This is a genomic window from Kitasatospora sp. NPDC085895 (assembly GCF_040702125.1).
Classification (GTDB): Bacteria; Actinomycetota; Actinomycetes; order Streptomycetales; family Streptomycetaceae; genus Kitasatospora; species Kitasatospora arboriphila.
In genome coordinates, this window is record NZ_JBFBJY010000086.1 from 1 (window position 1) to 22,046 (window position 22,046).

At 74.5% G+C, this 22,046-nt stretch carries 17 protein-coding genes; 7 read left to right on the forward strand and 10 right to left on the reverse strand.

The window, feature by feature from the left end; translation table 11 throughout:
• Positions 1-138: 138 nt before the first annotated feature.
• The 5 genes from ahcY to AB0442_RS34850 form a co-directional block, all read right to left on the reverse strand.
• Positions 139-1,587 (reverse strand): adenosylhomocysteinase, encoded by a 1,449-nt coding sequence (gene ahcY, locus AB0442_RS34830; protein ID WP_363548986.1) that lies wholly within the window; start codon positions 1,585-1,587, stop codon positions 139-141.
• A 276-nt stretch (positions 1,588-1,863) separates the two neighbouring features.
• Positions 1,864-2,838 carry a cation diffusion facilitator family transporter gene (locus AB0442_RS34835; protein ID WP_366167585.1) on the reverse strand — a complete coding sequence of 325 codons (975 nt, stop codon included), beginning with the start codon at positions 2,836-2,838 and terminating at the stop codon, positions 1,864-1,866.
• Positions 2,839-2,954: 116 nt separating this feature from the next.
• Positions 2,955-4,121 (reverse strand): SIS domain-containing protein, encoded by a 1,167-nt coding sequence (locus AB0442_RS34840; protein WP_366167586.1) that lies wholly within the window; start codon positions 4,119-4,121, stop codon positions 2,955-2,957.
• A 34-nt stretch (positions 4,122-4,155) separates the two neighbouring features.
• A complete protein-coding gene (locus tag AB0442_RS34845) occupies positions 4,156-4,338 on the reverse strand; it encodes a Trm112 family protein (protein ID WP_263105126.1) in 183 nt (60 codons plus the stop codon).
• Between the two features lie 130 nt (positions 4,339-4,468).
• Entirely contained in the window at positions 4,469-4,885 is a 417-nt protein-coding gene (locus AB0442_RS34850) for a DUF3499 domain-containing protein (RefSeq protein ID WP_363548980.1), read from the reverse strand.
• Between the two features lie 84 nt (positions 4,886-4,969).
• Here AB0442_RS34850 and AB0442_RS34855 point away from each other — a divergent pair, with 84 nt between their 5' ends.
• Positions 4,970-5,419: a metallopeptidase family protein gene (locus AB0442_RS34855; protein ID WP_366167587.1), complete on the forward strand. Its 450-nt coding sequence runs from the start codon at positions 4,970-4,972 to the stop codon at positions 5,417-5,419.
• Between the two features lie 12 nt (positions 5,420-5,431).
• Here AB0442_RS34855 and AB0442_RS34860 read toward each other — a convergent pair whose 3' ends face one another.
• The 3 genes from AB0442_RS34860 to AB0442_RS34870 form a co-directional block, all read right to left on the reverse strand.
• Complete coding sequence (locus tag AB0442_RS34860; RefSeq protein WP_366167588.1) at positions 5,432-7,135, reverse strand: DUF5719 family protein; 1,704 nt, start codon at positions 7,133-7,135, stop codon at positions 5,432-5,434.
• Positions 7,136-7,141: 6 nt separating this feature from the next.
• Entirely contained in the window at positions 7,142-11,065 is a 3,924-nt protein-coding gene (locus AB0442_RS34865; RefSeq protein ID WP_366167589.1) for a glycosyltransferase family 2 protein, read from the reverse strand.
• 294 nt (positions 11,066-11,359) lie between these two features.
• A complete protein-coding gene (locus AB0442_RS34870; RefSeq protein WP_030276170.1) occupies positions 11,360-11,635 on the reverse strand; it encodes a WhiB family transcriptional regulator in 276 nt (91 codons plus the stop codon).
• Between the two features lie 705 nt (positions 11,636-12,340).
• Here AB0442_RS34870 and AB0442_RS34875 point away from each other — a divergent pair.
• The 3 genes from AB0442_RS34875 to AB0442_RS34885 are packed head-to-tail and all read left to right on the forward strand — an operon-like array spanning position 12,341 to position 15,235.
• The gene (locus AB0442_RS34875; protein ID WP_344622058.1) at positions 12,341-12,958 is read left to right on the forward strand and encodes a cysteine dioxygenase family protein; all 618 of its coding nucleotides are present in this window, start codon (positions 12,341-12,343) and stop codon (positions 12,956-12,958) included.
• Between the two features lie 28 nt (positions 12,959-12,986).
• Positions 12,987-13,946, forward strand: a complete 960-nt coding sequence (gene cofD, locus AB0442_RS34880) for a 2-phospho-L-lactate transferase (RefSeq protein WP_366167590.1) — start codon at positions 12,987-12,989, stop codon at positions 13,944-13,946.
• Positions 13,943-15,235, forward strand: coding sequence for a coenzyme F420-0:L-glutamate ligase (locus AB0442_RS34885; RefSeq protein ID WP_366167591.1), 1,293 nt, complete (start codon positions 13,943-13,945; stop codon positions 15,233-15,235). Before cofD ends, AB0442_RS34885 begins: the two co-directional genes overlap by 4 nt.
• A 45-nt stretch (positions 15,236-15,280) precedes the next feature.
• Here AB0442_RS34885 and AB0442_RS34890 read toward each other — a convergent pair whose 3' ends face one another.
• Positions 15,281-16,189 carry a DNA-3-methyladenine glycosylase 2 family protein gene (locus AB0442_RS34890; protein WP_359978944.1) on the reverse strand — a complete coding sequence of 303 codons (909 nt, stop codon included), beginning with the start codon at positions 16,187-16,189 and terminating at the stop codon, positions 15,281-15,283.
• A 162-nt stretch (positions 16,190-16,351) separates the two neighbouring features.
• The gene (locus AB0442_RS34895; protein ID WP_366167592.1) at positions 16,352-17,470 is read right to left on the reverse strand and encodes a peptidoglycan recognition protein; all 1,119 of its coding nucleotides are present in this window, start codon (positions 17,468-17,470) and stop codon (positions 16,352-16,354) included.
• A 102-nt stretch (positions 17,471-17,572) separates the two neighbouring features.
• On the opposite strand from AB0442_RS34895, the gene AB0442_RS34900 reads away from it, so the two are divergent.
• The 3 genes from AB0442_RS34900 (at position 17,573) to AB0442_RS34910 (ending at position 22,039) form a co-directional block, all read left to right on the forward strand.
• Positions 17,573-18,364, forward strand: a complete 792-nt coding sequence (locus tag AB0442_RS34900) for a TIGR03089 family protein (protein WP_363548968.1) — start codon at positions 17,573-17,575, stop codon at positions 18,362-18,364.
• A gap of 194 nt (positions 18,365-18,558) precedes the next feature.
• A complete protein-coding gene (locus tag AB0442_RS34905; protein WP_366167593.1) occupies positions 18,559-20,259 on the forward strand; it encodes an LCP family protein in 1,701 nt (566 codons plus the stop codon).
• Positions 20,260-20,467: 208 nt separating this feature from the next.
• Positions 20,468-22,039, forward strand: coding sequence for an LCP family protein (locus AB0442_RS34910; protein WP_366167594.1), 1,572 nt, complete (start codon positions 20,468-20,470; stop codon positions 22,037-22,039).
• The last annotated feature ends 7 nt before the right edge of the window (positions 22,040-22,046 follow it).

Here is a 22,046-nt window from a genome sequence, read left to right on the forward strand (position 1 = left end):
TGTGGGGCGGCCCCCCCCGCGGGGTGCCTTGGCCCTGGTTCTCGGCGGCGGGGGCGCACTGGGGGGCCGCCCGGGGCGGGGCCGACCGGCCCCCACGTCGTGGTGCGGGCGGCCGACCGGGGTCGGCGCGGGTTTGGATCAGTAGCGGTACTGCTCCGGCTTGTAGGGGCCCTCGACCGGGACGCCGATGTAGTCGGCCTGCTCCTGGGTGAGGGTGGTGAGCCGGACGCCGAGGGCGTCGAGGTGGAGGCGGGCGACCTTCTCGTCCAGGTGCTTCGGCAGGACGTAGACGCCGATCGGGTACTGGGCGGTCTTGGTGAACAGCTCGATCTGCGCGATGGTCTGGTTCGCGAACGAGTTGGACATCACGAAGGACGGGTGGCCGGTCGCGTTGCCGAGGTTCAGCAGGCGGCCCTCGGAGAGCACGATGATGGTGCGGCCGTCGGCCTTGCGCCACTCGTGGACCTGCGGCTTGACCTCGGTCTTCACCACGCCGGGGAGCTTGGCGAGGCCGGCCATGTCGATCTCGTTGTCGAAGTGGCCGATGTTGCCGACGATGGCCTGGTGCTTCATCCGCTCCATGTGGGAGGCGAGGATGATGTCCTTGTTGCCGGTGGTGGTGATGAAGATGTCGGCGGACTCGACGACGTCGTCCAGGGTGGCGACCTGGTAGCCGTCCATCGCGGCCTGCAGCGCGCAGATCGGGTCGATCTCGGTGACGATGACGCGGGCGCCCTGGCCGCGGAGCGACTCGGCGCAGCCCTTGCCGACGTCGCCGTAGCCGCAGACGACGGCGACCTTGCCGCCGATCAGGACGTCGGTGGCGCGGTTGATGCCGTCGATGAGCGAGTGGCGGCAGCCGTACTTGTTGTCGAACTTCGACTTGGTGACCGAGTCGTTGACGTTGATGGCCGGGAACAGCAGCTTGCCGTCGCGGTGCATCTCGTACAGGCGGTGGACGCCGGTGGTGGTCTCCTCGGTGACGCCCTTGATGGTGGAGGCCATCTCGGTCCACTTCGCGGGGGACTCGGTGAGCGTGCGGTTGAGCAGCTCGAGGATGATCCGGTACTCGTCGTTGTCCGCGGTGGACGGGTCCGGGGCCTCGCCGGCCTTCTCGAACTCGACGCCCTTGTGGATCAGCAGGGTGGCGTCGCCGCCGTCGTCGAGGATCATGTTCGGGGTCTGGCCGTTCGGCCAGGTGAGCGCCTGCTCGGTGCACCACCAGTACTCCTCCAGGGTCTCGCCCTTCCAGGCGAAGACCGGGACGCCGGCGGGGGCCTCGACGGTGCCCTCGGGGCCGACCGCGATGGCGGCGGCGGCGTGGTCCTGGGTGGAGAAGATGTTGCAGGAGGCCCAGCGGACCTCGGCGCCGAGCGCGGTCAGCGTCTCGATGAGGACGGCGGTCTGCACGGTCATGTGCAGCGAGCCGGTGATCCGGGCGCCGGCCAGCGGCTGGGAGGCCGCGTACTCCTTGCGGATCGACATCAGGCCGGGCATCTCGTGCTCGGCGAGCTGGATCTCCTTGCGGCCGAACGGCGCCTGGGAGAGGTCGGCGACCTTGAAGTCACCGTTGAGAAGGGACGACATGCGGGATGCTCCTCGCTGCGTGGGGCCTGTCTACGGGTGTGCTTGGCCGCAGAGCGGCCACTGGTCGGCACTCTGCTGCGCGGCACAATCCGTCGGAGGACCTCTCTCCCTCGACCGGGGCACCGGCCCCGATCGACCGCCATCAGCAGCGACGTTTGGCTCTGGGGACGAATCTACACCGAGCCGGGGACCGGGCGGCCGGGCCACGAGCAAGCCGGGCACGGTTTTCGGCCGCCCCGCAGGTGCCGATGGTGGGGCGGCCGGGGTGTCGGTCCGTCAGTGCCGGTCGGGGCCGGGGCCGCCGGGGGTGGCCTCCGGGTCGGGGCCGGCGGCGGCCTTCTCGGCGCTGTAGACGTCGGGCTCCAGGTAGATGGCGCGGGCGATCGGGACGGCGCGGCGCACCCGGGCCTCGGCGGCGTCGATCGCGGCGGCGACCTGGGCGGCGGTGTCCTCGGCGTTGACCGCGATCTTCGCGGCGATCAGCAGCTCCTCCGGGCCGACGTGCAGGGTACGCATGTGGATCACGTCGGTCACGGTGTCGTGGTCGACCAGGGCGTCGCGGATCTCGGCGACGACCTCCTTGTCGGCGGACTCGCCGATCAGCAGCGACTTGGTCTCGGAGGCGAGCACCAGCGCGATGACGATCAGCAGCAGGCCGATGCACAGGCTGCCGACGCCGTCCCAGACGCCGTTGCCGGTGATGACGGTGAGCCCGACGCCGAGGAGGGCGAGCACCAGGCCGATCAGGGCGCCGCTGTCCTCCAACAGCACGATCGGCAGCTCGGGGGCCTTGGCCCGGCGGATGTACTCGGACCAGCCGAGCGCGCCCTTGGCCTTGGCGGACTCCTGGAAGGCCGTCCAGAAGGACCAGCCCTCCATCACGACGGCGAAGACCAGGACGCCGACCGCCCAGCCCCAGTCCCGCAGCTCGTGCGGGTGGATGATCTTCTCGACGCCCTCGTAGGCCGCGAACATGCCGCCGAGGCTGAACAGCACGATCGACACCAGGAAGCCGTAGACGTAGCGCTCGCGGCCGTACCCGAAGGGGTGCTGCTCGCTCGCCTCGCGGGTGGACCGCTTGCCGCCGATCAGCAGCAGCACCTGGTTGCCGGAGTCGGCGACCGAGTGGACGCCCTCGGCCAGCATCGACGAGGACCCGGTGAAGGCGAAGGCGGTGAACTTGCCGACCGCGATCGCCAGGTTCGCGGACAGCGCCGCGACCAGTGCCTTGGTGCCGCCTTCGGTGCTCATGCTGTGGTCCGGTCCCTCCGACTGGGCCTCTACGGCCGGTGGCTCAGCTGTCGACCGCACACAGTATCCCGCCCGGACCGGAAGGCTGATCTCCGGTCAGGGCGGGACGGCGGCCGTCAGCGGGCCAGGCCGAGGTAGACGGCGGCGAAGTCGGTCGGGCCGGTGAGTTCGGCGAGCGCCTGCAGCGGGTCGTCCAGGGTGCTGGCGTACTCGGTGAGCCTCACGTCGTGGGCCTGCGCCAGCCGGCGGGCGCGGGAGACCGCGAAGCCCGGGTCGGCGTCCTCGGGGCGGCCGGGGGTGTGCCGCAGCAGCACGACCTGCAGCTGCAGCGGCTCCGGCTCGTCGACCCGGTCGCGGAAGAAGTCGTCGGGGTCGGCGCCCGCGCCGAGGTGGCCGACGAACATGCCGCGGTGGGCGGTCAGCGTCCGCGGCAGCGGCCCGGGCAGCGCGGGCAGGCCGGCCCGGTCGGCGAGCATCGCGGCGAAGCGGGTCGCGGCGGCGTTCGGCACCGGACCGTCGGCCCAGACCAGCGGCACCGTGCCGGAGAGCTGGGCGGCCAGGCCCTTGGCCGGGTTGAGGTAGGCGGCCGAGTCGGGGCGGCAGCGGACGGCGACCTCGTCGAGGCGGTCCGCGACGCCCTGCAGGGAGCCGGCCGGCAGCTGGGCGGCGCCGATCCGGTCGGCGAGGGCGATCAGCGGGGCGAGGTGCGCCCAGAGCGCCCCCGGGTCCTCGGCCGGCAGGTCGGGCTCGCCCTCGTGCTCCTCGGACGGCTCGACCGCGCTCGGCGCGAACGGCAGCGGCAGCGCCCGGACCTGCAGCGCCGCCTGGGCGAGCGGGCTGCCGGGCGGAGCGGTGACGGCGATCGCGCAGCCGCGCGCGTACGCCTGCTCGGCGAGGCCGATCAGGCCGCCCTCCAGGCCGGAGGCGCTGCTGACGACCAGCAGGTCGAGCGGGCCGACCCAGCCGGGCAGCTGCCAGGCCAGCCCCGCGGCCAGTGAGTCCGGCGTACCCGGGCGGGCCTCGGCGGGGCCGAGCGGCAGCACCTGGCAGGTGGTCACGGCGACCGCGGCGAGCACCTCGGCGGCGGTCAGCGCGCTGCCGTGACCGGCGACCAGGAGGGTGCGGGGCCTGCCCTCGGGCCGCAGCGAGGCCAGTCCGGCCTCGTCGGCGAGCCGGACGGCGGTGCGGATCCGGGCGCCCGCCCCGGCCAGCGCCAGCAGGGCGTGCTGCCGGTCGGCGCGCTGCAGGGCGGCCGGATCGTCGAGCAGGGTGTCGTCGAGCATGCGGCCGGCCTCCAACGGGCTCACCGGGCGGGGGTCAGGAGGGGCGGCGGGCCTCGTCGACCAGCAGGACGGGGATCTCGTCGCGCACGGGGTAGATCAGGCCGCAGGTGTCACCGGTGCACCGCAGCTCCGGCTCGTCCCGGTCGGAGCTCTCGGCGAGCGGCGCGTGGCACTGCGGGCAGACCAGGATCTCCAGCAGGAAGGACGGCAGGCTCATGGACGTCGGGCTCCAGATTCGTGCGGTGTGCGGTGCGGCCAACGCGGCCGACAGCCACATTACCGGCCGTGGCGGGGCTGCCGTCAGATCATCGGGCGCCCGGTCGCCGACGTGCCTCCCGGGCCCTCGGTCAGTTGTCCGGGGAGCGCAGGACGCGCAGGTGGCCGCGCCTGCCGATCTCGCCGGAGTCGGCGTCGTGGGCACCGCCCTGACGCGGCGTGCGCTCCTGCGGGCGGGCCGCCTCGCGGACGGCGTTGGCGAGCGCCTCCAGGTCGTCGCTGGTGCGGCGGACGGGGCCGGCGTCGGCGGCGAGGCGGACGACCTCCCAGCCGCGCGGAGCGGTCAGCCGCTCGGCGTGCTCGGCGCACAGGTCGTAGCAGTGCGGTTCGGCGTAGGTCGCGAGCGGGCCCAGCACGGCGGTGGAGTCCGCGTAGACGTACGTCAGCGTCGCCACGGCCGGCCGGCCGCACGCGGTCCGCGAACAACGACGTACAGAGCTCACGAGGGTGGACGGTACAGCACTCCCGGGCGGGCCGCGACGACCCACCCCCGCCGGGCGTTCCGTGTCGCCGCCGCACCGGCCCCGGGGTGGTCCGCTCCGGCCGGGTCAGGGACTACTCTCGACACTGATATGGACAGCCCCACACCTCCGTCACCGGCCGGTGGGCAGCGCCGAGCGCGCCACCGGGACCGGCACGGCCGCGGCCTGCGCGGACCGCTCGCACCGCCGCAGGTGCCGATCTCGCTGACCCGTTCCGAGCTGTTCGACGACTACGTCCGCGAGTCGGTGGAGCGGCTGGAGCGCCGGTGGCCGCAGCTGGTGGACGTGGAGTTCGCCGTCCAGGAGGTGCCGCTGCCCGGCCGGGGCGAGTCCGACCCGGACGGCGTGCCGCTCGGCCGGGTCGTCCCCGCCGCGCAGGGCCGCAAGAGCCGGATCGTGGTGTACCGCCGCCCGATCGAGATCCGCGCGAAGTCGCGCGAGGACCGGGCGGCGCTCGTCCACGAGGTCCTCATCGAGCAGGTGGCCGAACTGCTCGGGCTGTCGCCCGACGCCATCGACCCCCGCTACGACGAGGACTGACCGCCCCTCCGCTCAGCGCAGCACCAGACCGGGGTCGTTCTGCGCGTACGGCACCGTGACGGTGCTGTGGTCGTCCCGGAAGGCCTGCACCGTGAACAGCGGGACGTCCTTCTGCGGCAGGGCGAGCATCCGGGCCGCGACCACCGGGCCGCCGGAGACCGTCTCCGCGGTGATCCCGTAGACGCCGTTCAGCCCGGCCGGCTCCAGGTTCTGCACGACGACCGTGACGCCGGCCGGGACGTCGACCTCCTTGGTCGCCGGGGTGCCGCCGCCGGTGCCCGCGGACGCGGTGAGCCTGACCTTCGCCGCGGCGGAGCCCGTCGCGGTCAGGTAGAGCGTGGTGGCGCCGCCGCCGCGGTTGTCCGCCAGTCCGGCGCGCTTGCCGATCGGGCCGGCCGCGCTGATCCAGGCCGCGTCGGCCTTGCCGTTGTTCGCCCGGTCGACCCGGACGGCGGCGACCACCGGCGTCGGGTGGGCCGGGTCGCTCGGGCTGAGCCGGATCGCACCGGCCTCGCTGTGCTCGAACGGGCCCAGGTCCAGGGCGGCGACCATGCCCGCCTTGACGTGCAGGCTCTCCTTGCCGGCCGGGGTGAACCAGCCGTTCTTGCCGGAGATCTGGATCTTCAGGTCGGCGTCGTCGTCGGCCGGGGCGGCGACGATCAGCCGGGCCGAGGCCAGCTCGGCCGGCAGGCCCGGCAGCACCTGCACGGCGGCGGGCGCCGCGGAGGCGGCCACCCAGTCGCCGCCCTTGCCCTCGTCGGAGACGTTGAGCGCGGCACCGACCCGGCCGTCGCGCACCACCACGTGCACCGCGAGGTCCGGCTCCACCGCCGTGGTGAGCAGGGACTTCAGCCGGACCCGCTGGGAGCTGCCGGGGGCCATGGTGATGCCGTTGGCCGCCTCGACGTCGATCGCGCCCTTCGCACCGACCAGCCGGATGTCGACCGTCGCCGGGGCGGAGTCCGCGTTGACCAGGTTGACGTAGTCGTCGCGGCCCTGGGCGGTGCTGGCGCCGGCGAACCAGAAGTCGGTGCCGGAGGGCGCGCAGTCCAGGCCGTAGAGGCCGGCCCGGGCCTGGTCCAGGTAGGTGGTGGTCTGCGAGAGGCCGAAGCCGGGGGCGAAGGCGCCCTCGGCGGTGGCCACCGTGCCGGGCGCGGTGTCGCCCGCGAGACCGTGGCCGGTGACCGGGACGCCCGGCTTGGCCAACGTCAGCCGGGCGCCCGCGGCCGGAGCCGCCGGGGCGCCGGCGGAGGGCTTGGCCGAAGCGCTGCCGGACGGCTTCGAGGACGCGCTGCCGGACGGGCCCGCCGAGGGGCTCCCGGACGGCTGGGCGGAACCGCTGCCGGAGGGCTTCGCCGTGGCACCCGCCGGCGGCGCGACGTCGAAGAGCGAGGCGGTGCCGCCCTCCGCCTTGCCGCCGGCCGGGTCGTACAGCGTCAGGTCGGTGGTGGCGAACAGGCCCTGGATCGGCGGCGGGCACACCAGCGTGCTGCGCTCCACCTGGGCGGTGGTGGCGCCGCCGGGCGCACCGGCCGTGGACGGGTCGGCCGGCGGGCGGAGCTCGGCGATCCCGAAGACCACGCCGAGCACGGCCACCGCGGCCAGCAGCGACCGGCCGGTGCGGCTGCCGCCGGGCAGGCCGTCGAAGCTGGGCTTCTTGATCTCGGGCAGGCTCGGCTTCTTGAGGCCGGCGGCCTTGATGCTGGGCTTCTTCATCGCGGGTCAGTTCCCCGTTCCGTGGTGGTGCGGGTGACCGCCGTTGGTGTATCCGTCCTGCTGGCCGCCGTCGGGGTCGTAGTACGGCTCGCCGGTCTGCTGGCCCGGCACCCAGGGCTGCTGCTCCTGCGGGTAGCCCTGGTACTGCTGGCCGTCGTAGCCGTAGGGCGCGTACGGGTCGGCGTACTGGGTGCCGTCGTAGCCGGGCTGCGGCTGCTGGTAGCCGCCCTGCTCGTAGCCCTGCTGCTCGTAGCCCTGCTGCTGCTCGTAGCCCTGCGGGTAGCCCTGCTGCTGGTCGTACCCCTGCTGCTCGTAGCCCTGCTGCTGCTCGTAGCCCTGCGGGTCGTACCCGGTCCCTCGGCCGTCCGGGTCCTCGGCGTCCTGCCGGTCCCAGCCGTACGCGTCCTGGAAGCCGTTCTGGTACGGGTCGGCCTGGTAGGGGTCGGCGTAGTCGTCGGCACCCGGGCCGTCGGCACCGCCCTGCTGCGGGATGCCCGCGTAGACGCCGGTGTCGCCCTCGGTGCCGTCGGCCTCGCCGCGCTCGGCCATCCGGCGGGCGCGGCGGCTGCCGGGTGCGGGCGGCTCGGCGGCCGCGGCGAGCGCCTGGGCGGCCACCACGTCCTCGGGCAGGTCGTCGTCCTTGGTGCTGCGCCGGCCGGGCAGCGCGAGGACGAGCACGACCACGCCGAGCAGCAGCTGGCCGGCGATCCAGCCGGTGTGCGGGAGGCTGCCGGTGCGGGTGACCTCCAGGCGGCCGCCCTGCGCGGGCAGCTTGAAGGCCTGGGCCCAGTCGCCGTCCAGGGCGGCGGCCTCCAGCTCGCGGCCGTCCAGGGTGGCCTGCCACTTCGGGTCGGCCTGCTCGGCGATGCGCAGCACGCGGCCGGCCGGGCCGTCCGGGAGGTCGGTGACGATGTCGTGGGCGCCGGACGGCAGCGGCGTGGTGCCGCCGCCCTTGGGCGCGACCACGACCGCGCGGGTGGCGGGGGCGCCGGTGACCTGCCAGATGGCGATGCCGTTGTCGCGGCTCAGCCGGGACAGGCCGGGGGTGGTGTCGAGCACGTCGCGGACCTTGGCGGTCAGCGGGTCCTTCACCTCGACGTAGCCGATGCCGTAGGCGGCGAGCGCCTTGGCCTGGTCGCCGCCGGAGCCGGCGAGCAGGCGTCCGGTGAGCCCGGTGAGGCCCTGGGTGGCGGCGGCGTCGACGGTGGCCTCGGCCTGGCCGAGGGTCAGCCCGGCGTCGCGGACGAGGGCGTAGCCGACGGCGCTGCCGTCCGCCTTGCCGGTCAGCACCAGGGTGCGGGAGCGGTCGGTGGTGCCGGCCTGCTCGGCGATGAAGGCGGGCAGCTGGGACTCGCGGGTGCGCTGCAGCGGGCCGTCGGCGCCGGCGATCGCCCACCACACGGCGGTGCCGACCGGGGCGAGCACGGCGCTGGCGAGGACGAGCGCGGCGACCGGCTGCCGCCAGCCGAAGGCGATGCCGGAGACGCGGGCGTTGGCGCCGTCGGCGCCGATCGCGGCGGCGGCCAGCAGGGCGACGCCGGTCAGCAGGGTGGCGGGGCCGGCCCAGGCCGCGGTACCGGGGCCGCCGGACGCCGGGGTGACGGTGGTGCCGGCGACCGCGACGGCGAAGACCAGGCCGGCGCCGGCGGCGCCCCAGGCGGCGAGCACGGCGCGGCGCCGGTCGGCGCGCAGCAGCGCGGCGAGCGCGGCGAGCACGACGCCCGCGGAGAGCCAGACCGGCGGGGTGCCGGAGCCGCCGGGGTTGGCGAGCAGCAGGCCGAGCGGGGTGGCGGCGTGGCCGCTGAAGACGGGGACGCCGGCCTCCAGCAGGAGCCGCGAGGGGTGCGTCAGCACCTGGAGCGACCAGGGGGCGAGCACCAGGACGGGCACGCCGAGGATGACCACCACGCGCAGGCCGAGCAGCCGCAGCGCGGTGCCGCCGGAGCCGAACGCACCGCCGCGCAGCACCGCGTGGGCGAGGGCGGCGAGGCAGAGCGGCACCGCGATCGCCCAGACGAGCGGGACGAAGGCGGTGGAGAGGGTGAGCATGAAGACGGTCATCCAGACCGGCCGCCAGCCGGGCCGGGCGCCCTTGGCGGCGCTCTCGGTGCGGATGCCGAGGCCGGCCGCGATGGCCGCGGCGCGGGCCAGCGGCGGCAGCAGGACGGCGAACACGGCGGTGCCGATCCGGCCCTGGGCGATCGCGCCGGTGGCGGCGGGCAGCAGCGCGTAGGCGGCGCTGGCCCAGGCCCGGACGATCTTGGATTCGATCAGCGGCCGGGAGACCAGGTAGGCGCTGACCGCGGCGAGCGGCACGGACAGCACGACGATCAGGGTGAGCGCCAGGTTGGCGCTGCCGAACAGCAACCCGGAGAGGACGGCGAGCACGGCCAGGTAGGGCGGGGCGGCGGCGGTGGAGCCGGTGCCGACGGGGTGCCAGGAGCCGGCGTAGGTGTTCCACAGCCCGGCCAGGCCGTCGGAGGCCGGGAGCAGGGCGCCGCCGGAGAGGTCGCCGGTGCCGAGCAGGCTGCGGCAGGCGGCCAGGGCGAACACCAGCAGGGCGGCGAAGAGCACCGGCGCCGGGCGCCGGACGAGCTTCTTCAGCAGGACGAACTGCTCGACGACGAGGTCGTCGGCGTCGTCGTCGCCGGGCCCGGACTCGACCGAGCCGTGCCGGCCGGCGCCGTGGTCGTCGCCGCGGCCGATGCCGAGCGAGGAGATCGCGGTCTCGACGGCGAGCCGGGCGGTGGCGCCGGGCGCCGGGAAGAGGCTGCGGTCGTCGAGCGCGTCGGCGGAGCGGGTGCGCTTGCGGCGTTTGCGGGCGAGCAGCAGCCGGGGCAGCCGGATGAGCTCGTGGTTGAGGCCGGCGAGTTCGTCGTACGCCTGCCGGGGGTCCTTGCCGACGAGGTTGGCGAACACCCGCAGCAGGGTGCCGAGGACCATCCGGAGCAGGACGTAGGGGAAGAGCGCGCCGCGGGAGTTGGCGAGCAGGGTGTAGACGGCGCCGGCCTTGTCGACCCGGTGCGGGTGTTCGGGGCCGCAGTCGATGGCGCGGCGCTCACGGCTGGCGGCCTCGGCGTGCCGGAGCACGGCGTCGGGGGCGACGACGACGCGGTGGCCGGCGGCGTTGACCCGCCAGCAGAAGTCGACGTCGTCGCGCATCAGCGGCAGCGCCTTGTCGAAGCCGCCGAGCTCCTCAAAGACGTCGCGCCGCACGAGCATGCCGGCGCTGGAGACGGCGAGCACCGGGCGGACCTGGTCGTGCTGGCCCTGGTCCTGCTCGCGGCGGTCGAGGCCCGTCCAGCGGCGGCCGGAGCGGGCGATGGTGACGCCGACCTCCAGCAGCTGCCGGCGGTCGTACCAGCTGCGCAGCTTGGGGCCCACCACGGCGGCGGAGGGCGTGGAGTCGGCGACCTGGAGGAGCCGGCGCAGCGCGTCGGTCTGCGGCTCGCAGTCGTCGTGCAGCAGCCAGAGCCACTCGGTGGGGTGGACCTCGCGCGGGCCGGTGCGGCCGAGGCCGTCCTCCTGCCGGCCCAGCGGGTCGTCGTAGTCGTCCCAGCCGCCGGTGACCGGGTCGTAGCCGGAGGGGTCGAGGCTGTACGGGAGGTCCTCGGGGCGCAGCGGCGGGCTGTTGAAGACGGCCTGGGCGACCGCGTTGCCGAATCCGGAGCGGCGGCCGAGCACCAGCGGGCCGCTCTCGGGCAGCCAGTCGCCGAGGGTGTCCTGGAGCAGCTGCGGCGAGGCGTCGGTGGAGCCGGTGTCGACGGCGAGGACGCGCTGGACGGGCCGGTCCTGGCCGAGCAGGCCGGCGAGGGCCTGCGGCAGCCAGCGCGCGCCGTCGTGCGAGACGATCACGGCGGTGACGAGGTGCCGCGGGTACGCGGGTGGCCGGGCAGCTGAGAAGCCGCTCTGGTGGCTGTAGGCAGTCATCGAGTTCGCGGGCCCCAGGGGTTCTTCGGCGGACGCGGCCTTCGGCGGACGCAGCCGATGGACGACGGCGGGTGGTGCGCGCGCCGTCCGGTGGGGCCCGGTCCACCGGGGTGGCCGGTGCCCGCGGGGCGGGCGGCGGTGCGCGGGCGCCGGATGGCGAGCATCCGGATGGCGCACCACACTAACGGCTCCGCCTCCCGGGGGCGCCGCCGGTACAGGGGAAGGGCCGGCACGGGGACGCGGAAGCGCCCCACCGATCGGTGGGGCGCCCGGCACTGCTGGGGGTTCGGTTCGTCAGACCGCGCTCTTCTTGAGCCGACGGCGCTCGCGCTCGGAGAGACCGCCCCAGATGCCGAAGCGCTCGTCGTTGGCGAGGGCGTACTCCAGGCACTCGGAGCGAACCTCGCAGGCGAGGCAGACCTTCTTGGCCTCGCGGGTCGAGCCGCCCTTCTCGGGGAAGAAGGACTCCGGGTCGGTCTGGGCGCAGAGTGCGCGCTCCTGCCAGCCGAGTTCCTCTTCTTCGTCCTCTGCGATGCCGTCACCGATCAAAAGCTCAAAGAGCTCGCTCATCTGGCGCGCCTCCTCTGCCCCTCTTGGCGTCCCCGTGGTGTTGCCGTTGCCTGAGCGGCGGAACGACACGAGTGAAATTACAGTTGCGCCGCTCTGGCCCAGTCAAGCCGAGCTCTGGTATTGGGCCGAGGATTCACTCCCCGGAACCAAACCGCTACCAATAGTGTACATATCCGGACAACCCGGACATTCGACCCGGAGCAGACGTAACCGCCCAAAGGCATCCGGCATCTGACGTCCGGTCAGCACCGGCCGGCCCCGCCGAGGCGGTCCCGGCGATCGGGCCGGAACCTGCTCCCGATCAAGAAGACGCCCGCGGAGGCGGCCCGGTTGCCCGGGTACCGGGCTGCCTTCCCGGCGATCTTCGCATCGAAACCTAGAGGGTGATTTATCACTCCATCCGGTGGTTGGTGCATGATCCGTCCTGAATGTCCTGGAGATCGGGTTGACACCGGACCCACGGGTGAGGTCTCCTGTCCACCATGTATCGGTTCGTCTCCCGCCCCGCCGGCCGCCAGGCCGCCCCGCGGGCTGCCTCGAACCAGCTCTGTTGTCGCCTCTGTTCCTGCTGTATCTAGGCGCACGCGTCCCACCGCGCGCCGCACACAGCCCGAACATCGAGGCCGCCCGCGCGACACGTCCCCGAACCACCGCGGATCGGCTCACCACCCGACCGACCCCGGCAATCCGAGGACTCCCGTGCGAATGCCCCGTCTCCGCCCGCGCAACCGCGACCGCAAGAAGAACGCACTCGTCACCACCCGCACCGCCGTGCGCATCGCCGCCCCGCGGCACCCCTGGGCCGACGGCCTGAGCGACGTCTCCATCGCCGGCGACCCGCTCGCCTTCCCCCACCTCGCCCGCACCGACCTGCCGCGCCACCCGGCCGCCCCGGTCACCGTCGCCGACCGGGCCCGACTGGTGCGCGAGATCGCCGCCGACCGCGCCCGCTGGGAGCCGCTGGTCCGCTACGACGCGCTCACCCGCTGGTACGCCCGGCTGGAGACCGGCCCCGGCTACGAGGTCTGGCTGCTCAGCTGGCTGCCCGGCCAGAGCAGCGGGTTCCACGACCACGGCGACTCCGCCGGCGTGATGGCCGTCGTGCAGGGCGAACTCACCGAGCGGTCCCTGACCGCGGCCGGCGAGGGCACCCGGGTGCTGCGGCCCGGCACGCAGCGGGTCTTCTCCGGCGGCTACCTGCACGAGATGGTCAACGCCGCGCTGGAGCCCGCCGTCTCCGTCCACCTCTACACGCCCGGCCTGGTCGAGATGAACCAGTACGGCGCCGCCGCCGTGCCGGAGCACCAGCCCGAACCGCGGTAGCCGCCGCCCCGGCTGGCAGGATGACCCCATGCGCATCGTGGCACTGGCTGGCGGAATCGGTGGGGCGCGCTTCCTGCGCGGACTGAAGGAGGCCGTCGCCCCCGGCGACGTGATCACCGTCATCGGCAACACCGGCGACGACATCCACCTCTTCGGACTCAAGGTCTGCCCGGACCTCGACACCGTGATGTACACCCTCGGCGGCGGGATCCACGAGGAACAGGGCTGGGGCCGGGCCGACGAGACCTGGTCCGTCAAGGAGGAGATGAAGGCGTACGGGGTCGGACCCGACTGGTTCGGGCTCGGCGACCGCGACTTCGCCACCCACATCGTCCGCACCCAGATGATCTCCGCCGGCTACCCGCTCAGCGCCGTCACCGAGGCGCTCTGCGACCGCTGGCGGCCGGGCGTGCGGCTGATCCCGATGAGCGACGACCGGGTCGAGACGCACGTGCGGATCACCGACGACCGGGGAACCCGGGCCGTGCACTTCCAGGAGTACTGGGTGCGGCTGCACGCCGAGGTCGCGGCCGAGGCGATCGTGCCGGTCGGCGCCGACACCGCGAAGCCCGCCCCCGGCGTGCTGGAGGCGATCGCCGAGGCCGACGTGATCCTCCTCCCGCCGTCCAACCCGGTGGTGTCCGTCGGCACGATCCTGGCCGTGCCCGGCATCCGGCGGGCGGTCGCCGACGCGGCCGCCCCGGTCGTCGGGCTCTCGCCGATCGTCGGCGGCGCCCCCGTCCGCGGCATGGCGGACAAGGTGCTGGCCGCCGTCGGCGTCGAGGCCGCGGCCGACGCCGTCGCCCTGCACTACGGCGCCGACCTGCTGGACGGTTGGCTGGTGGACACCGCCGACGAGGCCGCCGTCGCCGCGGTCGAGGGCGCCGGCATCCGCTGCCGCGCCGTCCCGCTGATGATGACCGACGTGCCGGCGACCGCCGCGATGGCCCGCGCCGCGCTGGAGCTCGCCGCGGAGGTGCGGGCGTGAGCCTGGAGATCCTCCCGGTCACCGGCCTCCCGGAGATCGCACCCGGCGCCGACCTCGCCGAGCTCCTCGCCAAGCACGGCGGCTTCGAGGACGGCGACATCCTGCTCGTCACCTCGAAGATCGTCAGCAAGGCCGAGGGCCGCGTCGTGCACGCCGCCGACCGGGAGGCCGCCATCGACGCCGAGACCGTCCGGGTGGTCGCCCGGCGCGGCCCGGCCCGGATCGTCGAGAACCGCAACGGCCTGGTGATGGCCGCCGCCGGCGTCGACGCCTCCAACACCCCGCCCGGCACCGTCCTGCTGCTGCCCGAGGACCCGGACGGCTCCGCCCGCGCCCTCCGCGAGCGGCTCCAGGAACTCACCGGCCGCCGGCTCGCCGTCCTCCTCACCGACACCTTCGGCCGCCCCTGGCGCACCGGCCTCACCGACGTCGCCATCGGCGCGGCCGGGCTGCCCGTCCTGGACGACCACCGCGGCCGCACCGACGGCCACGGCAACCTGCTGCAGCTCACCGTCACCGCCACCGCCGACGAACTCGCCGCCGCGGGCGACCTGGTGAAGGGCAAGACCAGCGGCACCCCCGTCGCCGTGGTCCGCGGCCTCGGCCACCTCGTCACCGACGGGCACGGCGAGGGCGTCCGGCCGCTGATCCGGCCCGCCGCCGACGACATGTTCCGCCTCGGCACCTCCGAAGCACTGCGCCGGGCCGTCACCCTGCGGCGCACCGTCCGCAGCTTCACCGACGAACCGGTCGACCCGGCCGCCGTCCGGCGCGCGGTCGCCGCCGCGGTCACCGCCCCCGCACCGCACCACACCACCCCGTGGCGGTTCGTCCTGCTGGAGGACCCGCGGACCCGCACCGACCTGCTGGACGCCATGCTGGCGGCCTGGCGGCGCGACCTGCGGGAGCTCGACGGCTGGGACGAGGAGCGGATCGCCCGGCGGACCGTCCGCGGGGACGTCCTGCGCAAGGCCCCCTACCTGGTGGTGCCCTGCCTCGTCATGGACGGCTCGCACGGCTACCCGGACGGGCGCCGCGCCGCGGCCGAACGGGAGATGTTCACGGTGGCGATCGGTGCGGCCGTGCAGAACCTGCTGGTCGCGCTCACCGGCGAGGGGTACGGCACCGCCTGGGTGTCGTCCACGATGTTCTGCCGGGACACCGTCCGGGAGGTCCTCGACCTGCCCGGTGACTGGGACCCGATGGGCGCCGTCGCCGTCGGCCGACCGGCGGAACCGCCGAAGGAACGGCCGGAACGGTCGGCGGAGCGGTTCCTGACGGTGCGGTGAGACGGATCCCCCACGCGCCCCCGGTGGTCCGTCCGGCAGGTGGGGCTAGCGGTGGCGGTGGTCGTTGGGGGTGAGGCGGGGGCCGTAGCGGGGGGCGCGGGATCCGGTGAGGCCGATGAGGCGGCAGACGCGGTGGCGCTGCGGGCGGTAGGGCTCCAGCAGGTCGAGCATCTGGGCGTCGTCGCTCCGCGGCCGCCCGGCCAGCGCCCAGCCGACCGTGTTCGGCAGGTGGAAGTCGCCGACCGACACCGCGTCCGGGTCCCCGTTGGCGCGCTGCAGCGTCTCGGCCGCCGTCCACACCCCGATGCCGGGGACGGCGGTCAGCCGGGCGAAGGCCTGCTCGTGGTCGAAGCCGGACGCCTCCTCGAGCCGCGGTGCGAGCCGGGCGGCCCGGACGACGGTCGCCGACCGCTTCGGGTCGACCCCGGCGCGGTGCCACTCCCAGCTGGGGATCGTCGCCCAGTCGCGGGCGGACGGTGCCACCCGCAGGCCGTCCACCGGTCCGGGGGCCGCGGTGCCGAAGTCGTGCAGCAGCGTCCGCCAGGCGCGGTGGGCCTCCAGGGTGGTGACCTTCTGTTCCAGGACGGCCGGGACGAGCGAGTCCATGACCAGGCCCGTCCGGGCGAGGCGGACGCCGGGGTGGTTGCGCTGGGCCTCGCGCAGCGGGCCGGGCGGGAGGACGAGCGCGCCGGGGTCGTCGTCGGCGCCGAGCAGCCGGGGCAGTGCGTCGAGCAGCCAGTCCGCGCCGGGACCCCAGGCCTGGGCCTCGATCTCGCCGGAGCGCGGGGTGATCCGCAGGGTGCCGGGGCCGGCCGGGGTGCGGGAGGCGCGCCAGACCGAGCCGTCGGGGGTGGTGCGGAAGGACGGGTCGGCGGGTCCGCGCCGGAGCGGGAAGAGGGTGCGGCCGAGGTCGAGCGGGTGGCCGGGGCGCCACCGCCGTACCGTGCCCGGCATCGTGCCCCACCCCCTCTCGTCCTCGGTGCCCGCCGTGCCGTGCGGGCGCCTCGAACGATACGCCCGGCGGCGGGGCGCCCGGCACGGGCCGGAGGACGGATCGGCCGGACCGGCCGCGGGGGCGGCGGGTCCGGCCGGTGGTCGGGTCCTGGGCGGTCGGGCTCACCGGCCCTGGAGGGTGGCCGCCCAGGCGCGGATGTCGCCGAGCCTGGCGTACAGCTCCTCGCCGGGGCACTCGGTGTTGAACGCGTCCCGGTGGCCGGAGATCGCGTTGAACTTCACCGAGGTGCCCTTCTTGTACTTGCTGCCGTCGGAGGCCGAGACGAGGGTGGCGGTGCCCTGGGCGTCCTTGCCGGTGAGGCCGAGCTTCCAGGCGGCGATCTGCGAGATGCCGTCGATCTGGGCCTCCGGTGCCTCGTCGGTGACGTAGGTGCCGAGGGCGGCGACGCCGGCGGAGTTGGTGTTGAAGCCGAGGGTGTGCGCGCCGAGGACGGGTTCGGCGACCCCGCCGGCGCGGCCCTCGTAGATCGTGCCGCAGCGGTCGACCAGGAAGTTGTAACCGATGTCCCGCCAGCCGAGGCTCTGCACGTGGTACTGGTAGATCGCCCGGATGACCTTCGGCGAGTCGCCGCAGCTGTAGTCGTTGGCGGTGTCGGTGTGGTGGACGAAGACCGCGCGGACGTCGCCGGTGTAGACGAAGCCGCTCTCCCGGATCGACTCGTCGGCGCCCCAGCCGGCCCGGGTGACGATGCCGGGGCGCGGGGCGGCACCGGCCGCGCGCGGGGCCGGCTCGGCGGGCCGCGGCTCGGGGGTGACGGCCGGATCGGCGCCGGGATCGACGAGTTCGGCCCGTAACCCGGCCGGGAAGGGCCGGCTGCCGGCCTTGACCCGGACGGCGACGCCGTTGCTCGGGCCGACCCAGAGCGGGGCGGTGGCGCCGCGTCCGGTGACTTCGTCCGGCCGGTCGTCCCGCTCCGCCGTGAGGTCGTGCCAGGCGCTCCACTCTCCGGTGGTCGCGCTGCGGGTGCGGATCTGCACGCCGCCGTCGAGGGTCTCCGACGGGTCGTCCCAGCTGACGCCCACCAGGGCGAAGGTGCCGGTGGTCCGCGGGCCGAGGTCACGGAGGGTGTCGGGACCGCGGAGCCCGGAACCCTCCAGGGGGATGGTGGTGACGCCGCCCGACGAGGGCCGCGCGTGCGCGGGCACGGCGGCGAGGGTCGTGAGCAGCAGGGTGGTCGTGGTGGCGGCCGCCGCGAGGGCGGCCCTTCGTTCAAGGCGCATAAATCGGATATTGACGGCAAAAAACCTCAGCCGCCACGCCGCTCGGCCGAGGTCGACGCCCCTGCCGGACGTCCATGAGGAGGCCGTAGGCTGGACCGCACCATGACTGCGCCCTTCGCTGCCGACGCCCGCATCCCCGCCGAGCTGCTGCACGCTTATCTGCGCCCCGGTGCCTCCGATGCCGACCCCTCCCGCCCCCTGATCACCTTCTACGACGACTCGACCGGTGAACGGGTCGAGCTCTCCGCGAAGACCTTCGACAACTGGGTCGCCAAGACCGCCAACCTCCTTCAGGACGAGCTGAACGCGGGCCCCGACGACCGCGCCGCGCTGCTGCTGCCCGCGCACTGGCAGACCGCGGTCTGGCTGCTGGCCTGCTGGTCCGTCGGGGTGACCGCCGTGCCCGGCGGCGACCCCGGCTCCGCCGACCTGGTGGTCAGCGGACCCGACGGCCTGGAGGCCGCCGAGGCCTGTTCCGGCGAACGGGTGGCGCTCGCCCTCCGTCCGCTGGGCGGCCGCTTCCCCCAGCGGCCGGACGGCTTCCTCGACTACGCCGCCGAGGTGCCGGGCCAGGGCGACCGGTTCGCCCCGTACTCGCCCGTCCACCCGGACTCCCAGGCCCTGGAGACCCACATCGACGGCCTGCCGCTGAAACTGACCGGCGAACAGACCGTGCAGCTCGCCCGTGAGGGTGCGGCGCGCCTGGGCATCGGCCCCGGCGACCGGGTGCTGTCCACGCTGTCGTACGACGACTGGGCCGGACTGGAGGCGGGGCTGCTGGCGCCGCTCGCCGCCGGCGCCTCGGTGGTGCTCTGCCGCAACTCCGAGGGGTTGACCGCGGATCAGTGGGAGAAGCGCATCGAAGCCGAACGGGTGACGCTGCGCCTGGGCTGAACCCGAACGGCCGAACCCGGCCGACCGATCCACCCGGCGGGCCCGGCCCCGCCACGGAACGCCCGTGCACCGGCGGGCCCCTCCGGGGGCGTCCGAACGCGCGGGCGTTCCACCGTTTCTGACGGTTCACCGGACCGGGTCACATCCGTCCGATGCGGGCGGCCGGCCGTGCAGGCTCGTCTAGGGTTTCCCGGATGAACAGCGGACAGCGGCGTCCGGGCACCGCCCCGGACGCCTACTCCCGCGCGGCCGACCCGAGCGGTCCGCGGCCCGACGGCTCCCCGTACGTCCCGGCCCCCGGGAGTCGCCGGAGAGCCGGGGCCTCCGCCCTCGCCGGGGGCGGGCGGGCGGAGCGCCGCCGGGGCCTCCGGTCCGCCGCACGCGGCCGCCGCCTCGCCCGCTGGACGGGGATCACCGCCGCGCTGGCCCTGGTCGCCGGCTGCGGCGGCGCGTACTTCGCGTTCCGGCACTTCAACGCCAACATCGCCTCGGTGGACGTGCACCTCGGCACCGAGTCCGAGCGGCCGCACGCCATCGAGGGCGCGGTCAACGTCCTGGTGATCGGCACCGACAGCCGGGTCGGCCTCGGCCGCGCCTACGGCGACGAGGGCAGCACCGGGCACGCCGACACCACCCTGCTGCTCCACGTCTCCCGGGACCGCACCAACGCCACCGTGCTGAGCATCCCCCGCGACCTGATGGTGCAGATCCCGGAGTGCCGCACCGGGGACCGGCGGATCCCCGGCAAGCGGCGGGCGATGTTCAACACCAGCCTCGGCGAGGACGGCCGCGACCCCGGCTGCACCTGGACGACGGTGGAGAAGCTGACCGGCATCCGCGTCGACCACTTCATGATGGTGAACTTCGAGGCGGTCAAGACGCTCTCGACGGCGGTCGGCGGCGTCGAGGTGTGCGCTGCCAAGAACATCGACGACCCGGACTCCCACCTGCGGATGACCAGGGGCCGCCACGTGGTGCAGGGCGAGGAGGCACTGGCCTTCGTCCGCACCCGGCACGCCGTCGGCCTGGGCGGCGACCTCACCCGCATCCCGCTGCAGCAGCAGTTCCTGAGCTCGATGATCCGCAAGATCAAGAGCAGTGACACCCTGACCAGCCCCACCAAGCTCTGGCAGCTCGCGGACGCCGCCACCAAGGCGCTCACCGTAGACTCCGGGATCGACGACGTCCGGCGGCTCAAGGACCTCGCGCTGGAGCTCGGCAGGGTCGACGCCGGGCACATCACCTTCACCACGGTGCCGGTGCAGGACGACCCCCGGAACAAGGGCCGACTCGCGCTGCGCCAGCCCGACGCCGCGCAGCTGTTCGCGCTCGTCGCGGCCGACCGCTCACTGGACCCCGCCGCCCCCGCGGCACCCTCCGCCGGTGCGTCCGCGGCCGGGGCGGCCGGTGTCGCCGCGCGGTCCTCGGCCACGCCGGCCAGCCGGGCCTCCGGCCACCCGGGGCTCGGCCCGCTGCTCGACCCCTCCGAGGTCGAGGTGACCGTCCGCAACGGCAGCGGGGTCGGCCGGCAGGCCGGGCGGGCCACCGCGGAGCTCCAGGCCAAGGGCTTCAGCAAGGCCGCCGTCGGCGGCAACACCCGGGCCGCCGCAGCCAGTTCGATCGGTTACCCGGCGGGCCGGGCGGAGGAGGCGGCCGCGCTCGCCACCGCCCTCGGGCTGCCCATCGGCTCCGTGCGGCAGAGCGCGAAGCTGAGCCCCGAGGACGGCCTGGTCGTGGTGCTCGGCCGGGACTACGTCCCGCCGGCCGGCTCCGCGGGCCCGGCCGCGTCGGGCGCCGGCCCGTCGTCCCCGGCCTCCGCCGTCCCGCTGCCGACCGCGCCGCCGGAGAACCTGCAGCGCGTCCGGGCCGACGACACCGATGTGTGCGCGAAGTAGCGACCACGGGACACTACGTCATTTTCCGTCCTGTCACAGTCGGTTCTGTAACCTTTCGGCCGCGCGAAGCGTCCTGTCTGTAGACCGACCGGCCAGGGGGAGACCGGGCCGAGCCGGCGCGGGGGACTCCGTGCCGCGTGCCCGCCGGACGGTCCGGGATCGCCCCACCGGCCGGCCGGCCACCGGGGCAGGAGACTGGGCGGACCACATGACGAGCGTTGAGCCGATACCCGGTGGCCGGGCCGCCGCCCGGCGGGCCCGGCAGGACGGCGCGTCCGGGCGGCGGCCGCGCGGCCGCCGCTGGCTGCGCATCGTGGCCATCACCACCGGCACCACCCTGGTGGTGGGATGCGGCGCGGGCTACCTGTACTACCGGCACCTCAACGGCAACATCCAGGCCGGTACCAAGAACCTGACGGACGAGCAGGGCGCCCGCACCGCACCCGACGCCAAGGGCCGGACACCGCTCAACATCCTGATGATCGGCACCGACAGCCGCGCCTCCTCCGAGAACGTGGCGCTCGGCGGCTCGGCCGACGAGGCGTCCCGCCCGGGCCTGGCCGACGTCCAGATGCTGCTGCACGTCTCCGCCGACCGCACCAACGCCTCGATGATCAGCATCCCGCGCGACACCATGGTGACGATCCCGACCTGCCACGACGAGAAGGGCAAGACCTACAAGTCGACCACGCACACCCCGATCAACGAGGCACTGGCCCGCGGCGGCCCGGGCTGCGTCCTCGGCACCTGGACGAAGCTGACCGGCCTCGACATCGACCACTACATGATGGTCGACTTCGGCGGCGTCGTCCGGATGGCCGACGCCATCGGCGGCGTGCCCGTCTGCGTGGACCGCAACATGTGGGACCGCTACCGGCCCGGCCACGGCGGCACCGACCTCAAACTGCCCAAGGGCACCACCAAGGTCAAGGGTGAGGACGCCCTCAAGTGGCTGCGCACCCGCGACGCCTGGGGCTCCGACATCGGCCGCACCAAGGCGCAGCACATGTACCTCAGCTCGATGATCCGCGAGCTGAAGTCCAGCGGGCGCCTCAGCGACCCGGGGCAGTTGATGTCGCTCGCCGAGGCGGCCACCAAGTCGCTGAGCGTCGACACGGGCATCGCCGACCTCAAGAAGCTCTACGACCTCGGCAACGACCTGAAGCAGGTGCCCACCGAGCGGACGACGACGCTGACCGTCCCGGTGATCGCGGACCCGCAGAACCCCACGGCCAAACTGCTCCTCAAGGAGTCCGACGTGCAGCAGATCTGGAAGATGCTGCTCGCGGACAGGCCGCTGGACGACAAGGGCCCGGCCGCGGCCGCGTCCGCCTCGCCCACCCCGGCCGCCGCGCCATCACCGACAGCCGGTGCCGACGCGCCCGCGAAGAGCACGATCGCCGTCACCGTCCAGAACGGCACCGGGGTCACCAACCGGGCTGCCGACGTCAAGAAGGCCCTGGTCGCGGCCGGGTTCACCAAGGCAGGGACGGCGCCCGGCGGCGGCACGCGGGACACCACCAAGCTCACCTACGGCGCGGGCCAGCAGGCCAAGGCCCAGGTGGTGGCCGCCGCGCTCGGCCTGCCGGCGAGCGCCCTGGTGGAGTCCGGCACGTCCACGACGCTCAGCCTGGTGATCGGGGCGGACTGGAAGAGCGGTACCACCTTCACCGCCGCCCCCGCGCCCACCGCGCTGCCGACCACCGTCGAGGCGGAGACCTCGGACAACGACAAGGACTGCATGACGGTCGTCCCGCAGGGCAACCTCTACACCTACTGACGGCCGC

Excerpts from the sequence above, each read along its gene's own strand:
- ahcY (WP_363548986.1), bottom strand. The coding sequence starts at position 1,587 with ATGTCGTCCCTTCTCAACGGTGACTTCAAGGTCGCCGACCTCTCCCAG.
- AB0442_RS34835 (WP_366167585.1), bottom strand. The coding sequence starts at position 2,838 with ATGAGCACCGAAGGCGGCACCAAGGCACTGGTCGCGGCGCTGTCCGCG.
- AB0442_RS34840 (WP_366167586.1), bottom strand. The coding sequence starts at position 4,121 with ATGCTCGACGACACCCTGCTCGACGATCCGGCCGCCCTGCAGCGCGCC.
- AB0442_RS34845 (WP_263105126.1), bottom strand. The coding sequence starts at position 4,338 with ATGAGCCTGCCGTCCTTCCTGCTGGAGATCCTGGTCTGCCCGCAGTGC.
- AB0442_RS34855 (WP_366167587.1), top strand. The coding sequence starts at position 4,970 with ATGGACAGCCCCACACCTCCGTCACCGGCCGGTGGGCAGCGCCGAGCG.
- AB0442_RS34860 (WP_366167588.1), bottom strand. The coding sequence starts at position 7,135 with ATGAAGAAGCCCAGCATCAAGGCCGCCGGCCTCAAGAAGCCGAGCCTG.
- AB0442_RS34865 (WP_366167589.1), bottom strand. The coding sequence starts at position 11,065 with ATGACTGCCTACAGCCACCAGAGCGGCTTCTCAGCTGCCCGGCCACCC.
- AB0442_RS34870 (WP_030276170.1), bottom strand. The coding sequence starts at position 11,635 with ATGAGCGAGCTCTTTGAGCTTTTGATCGGTGACGGCATCGCAGAGGAC.
- AB0442_RS34875 (WP_344622058.1), top strand. The coding sequence starts at position 12,341 with ATGCCCCGTCTCCGCCCGCGCAACCGCGACCGCAAGAAGAACGCACTC.
- cofD (WP_366167590.1), top strand. The coding sequence starts at position 12,987 with ATGCGCATCGTGGCACTGGCTGGCGGAATCGGTGGGGCGCGCTTCCTG.
- AB0442_RS34890 (WP_359978944.1), bottom strand. The coding sequence starts at position 16,189 with ATGCCGGGCACGGTACGGCGGTGGCGCCCCGGCCACCCGCTCGACCTC.
- AB0442_RS34895 (WP_366167592.1), bottom strand. The coding sequence starts at position 17,470 with ATGCGCCTTGAACGAAGGGCCGCCCTCGCGGCGGCCGCCACCACGACC.
- AB0442_RS34900 (WP_363548968.1), top strand. The coding sequence starts at position 17,573 with ATGACTGCGCCCTTCGCTGCCGACGCCCGCATCCCCGCCGAGCTGCTG.
- AB0442_RS34905 (WP_366167593.1), top strand. The coding sequence starts at position 18,559 with ATGAACAGCGGACAGCGGCGTCCGGGCACCGCCCCGGACGCCTACTCC.
- AB0442_RS34910 (WP_366167594.1), top strand. The coding sequence starts at position 20,468 with ATGACGAGCGTTGAGCCGATACCCGGTGGCCGGGCCGCCGCCCGGCGG.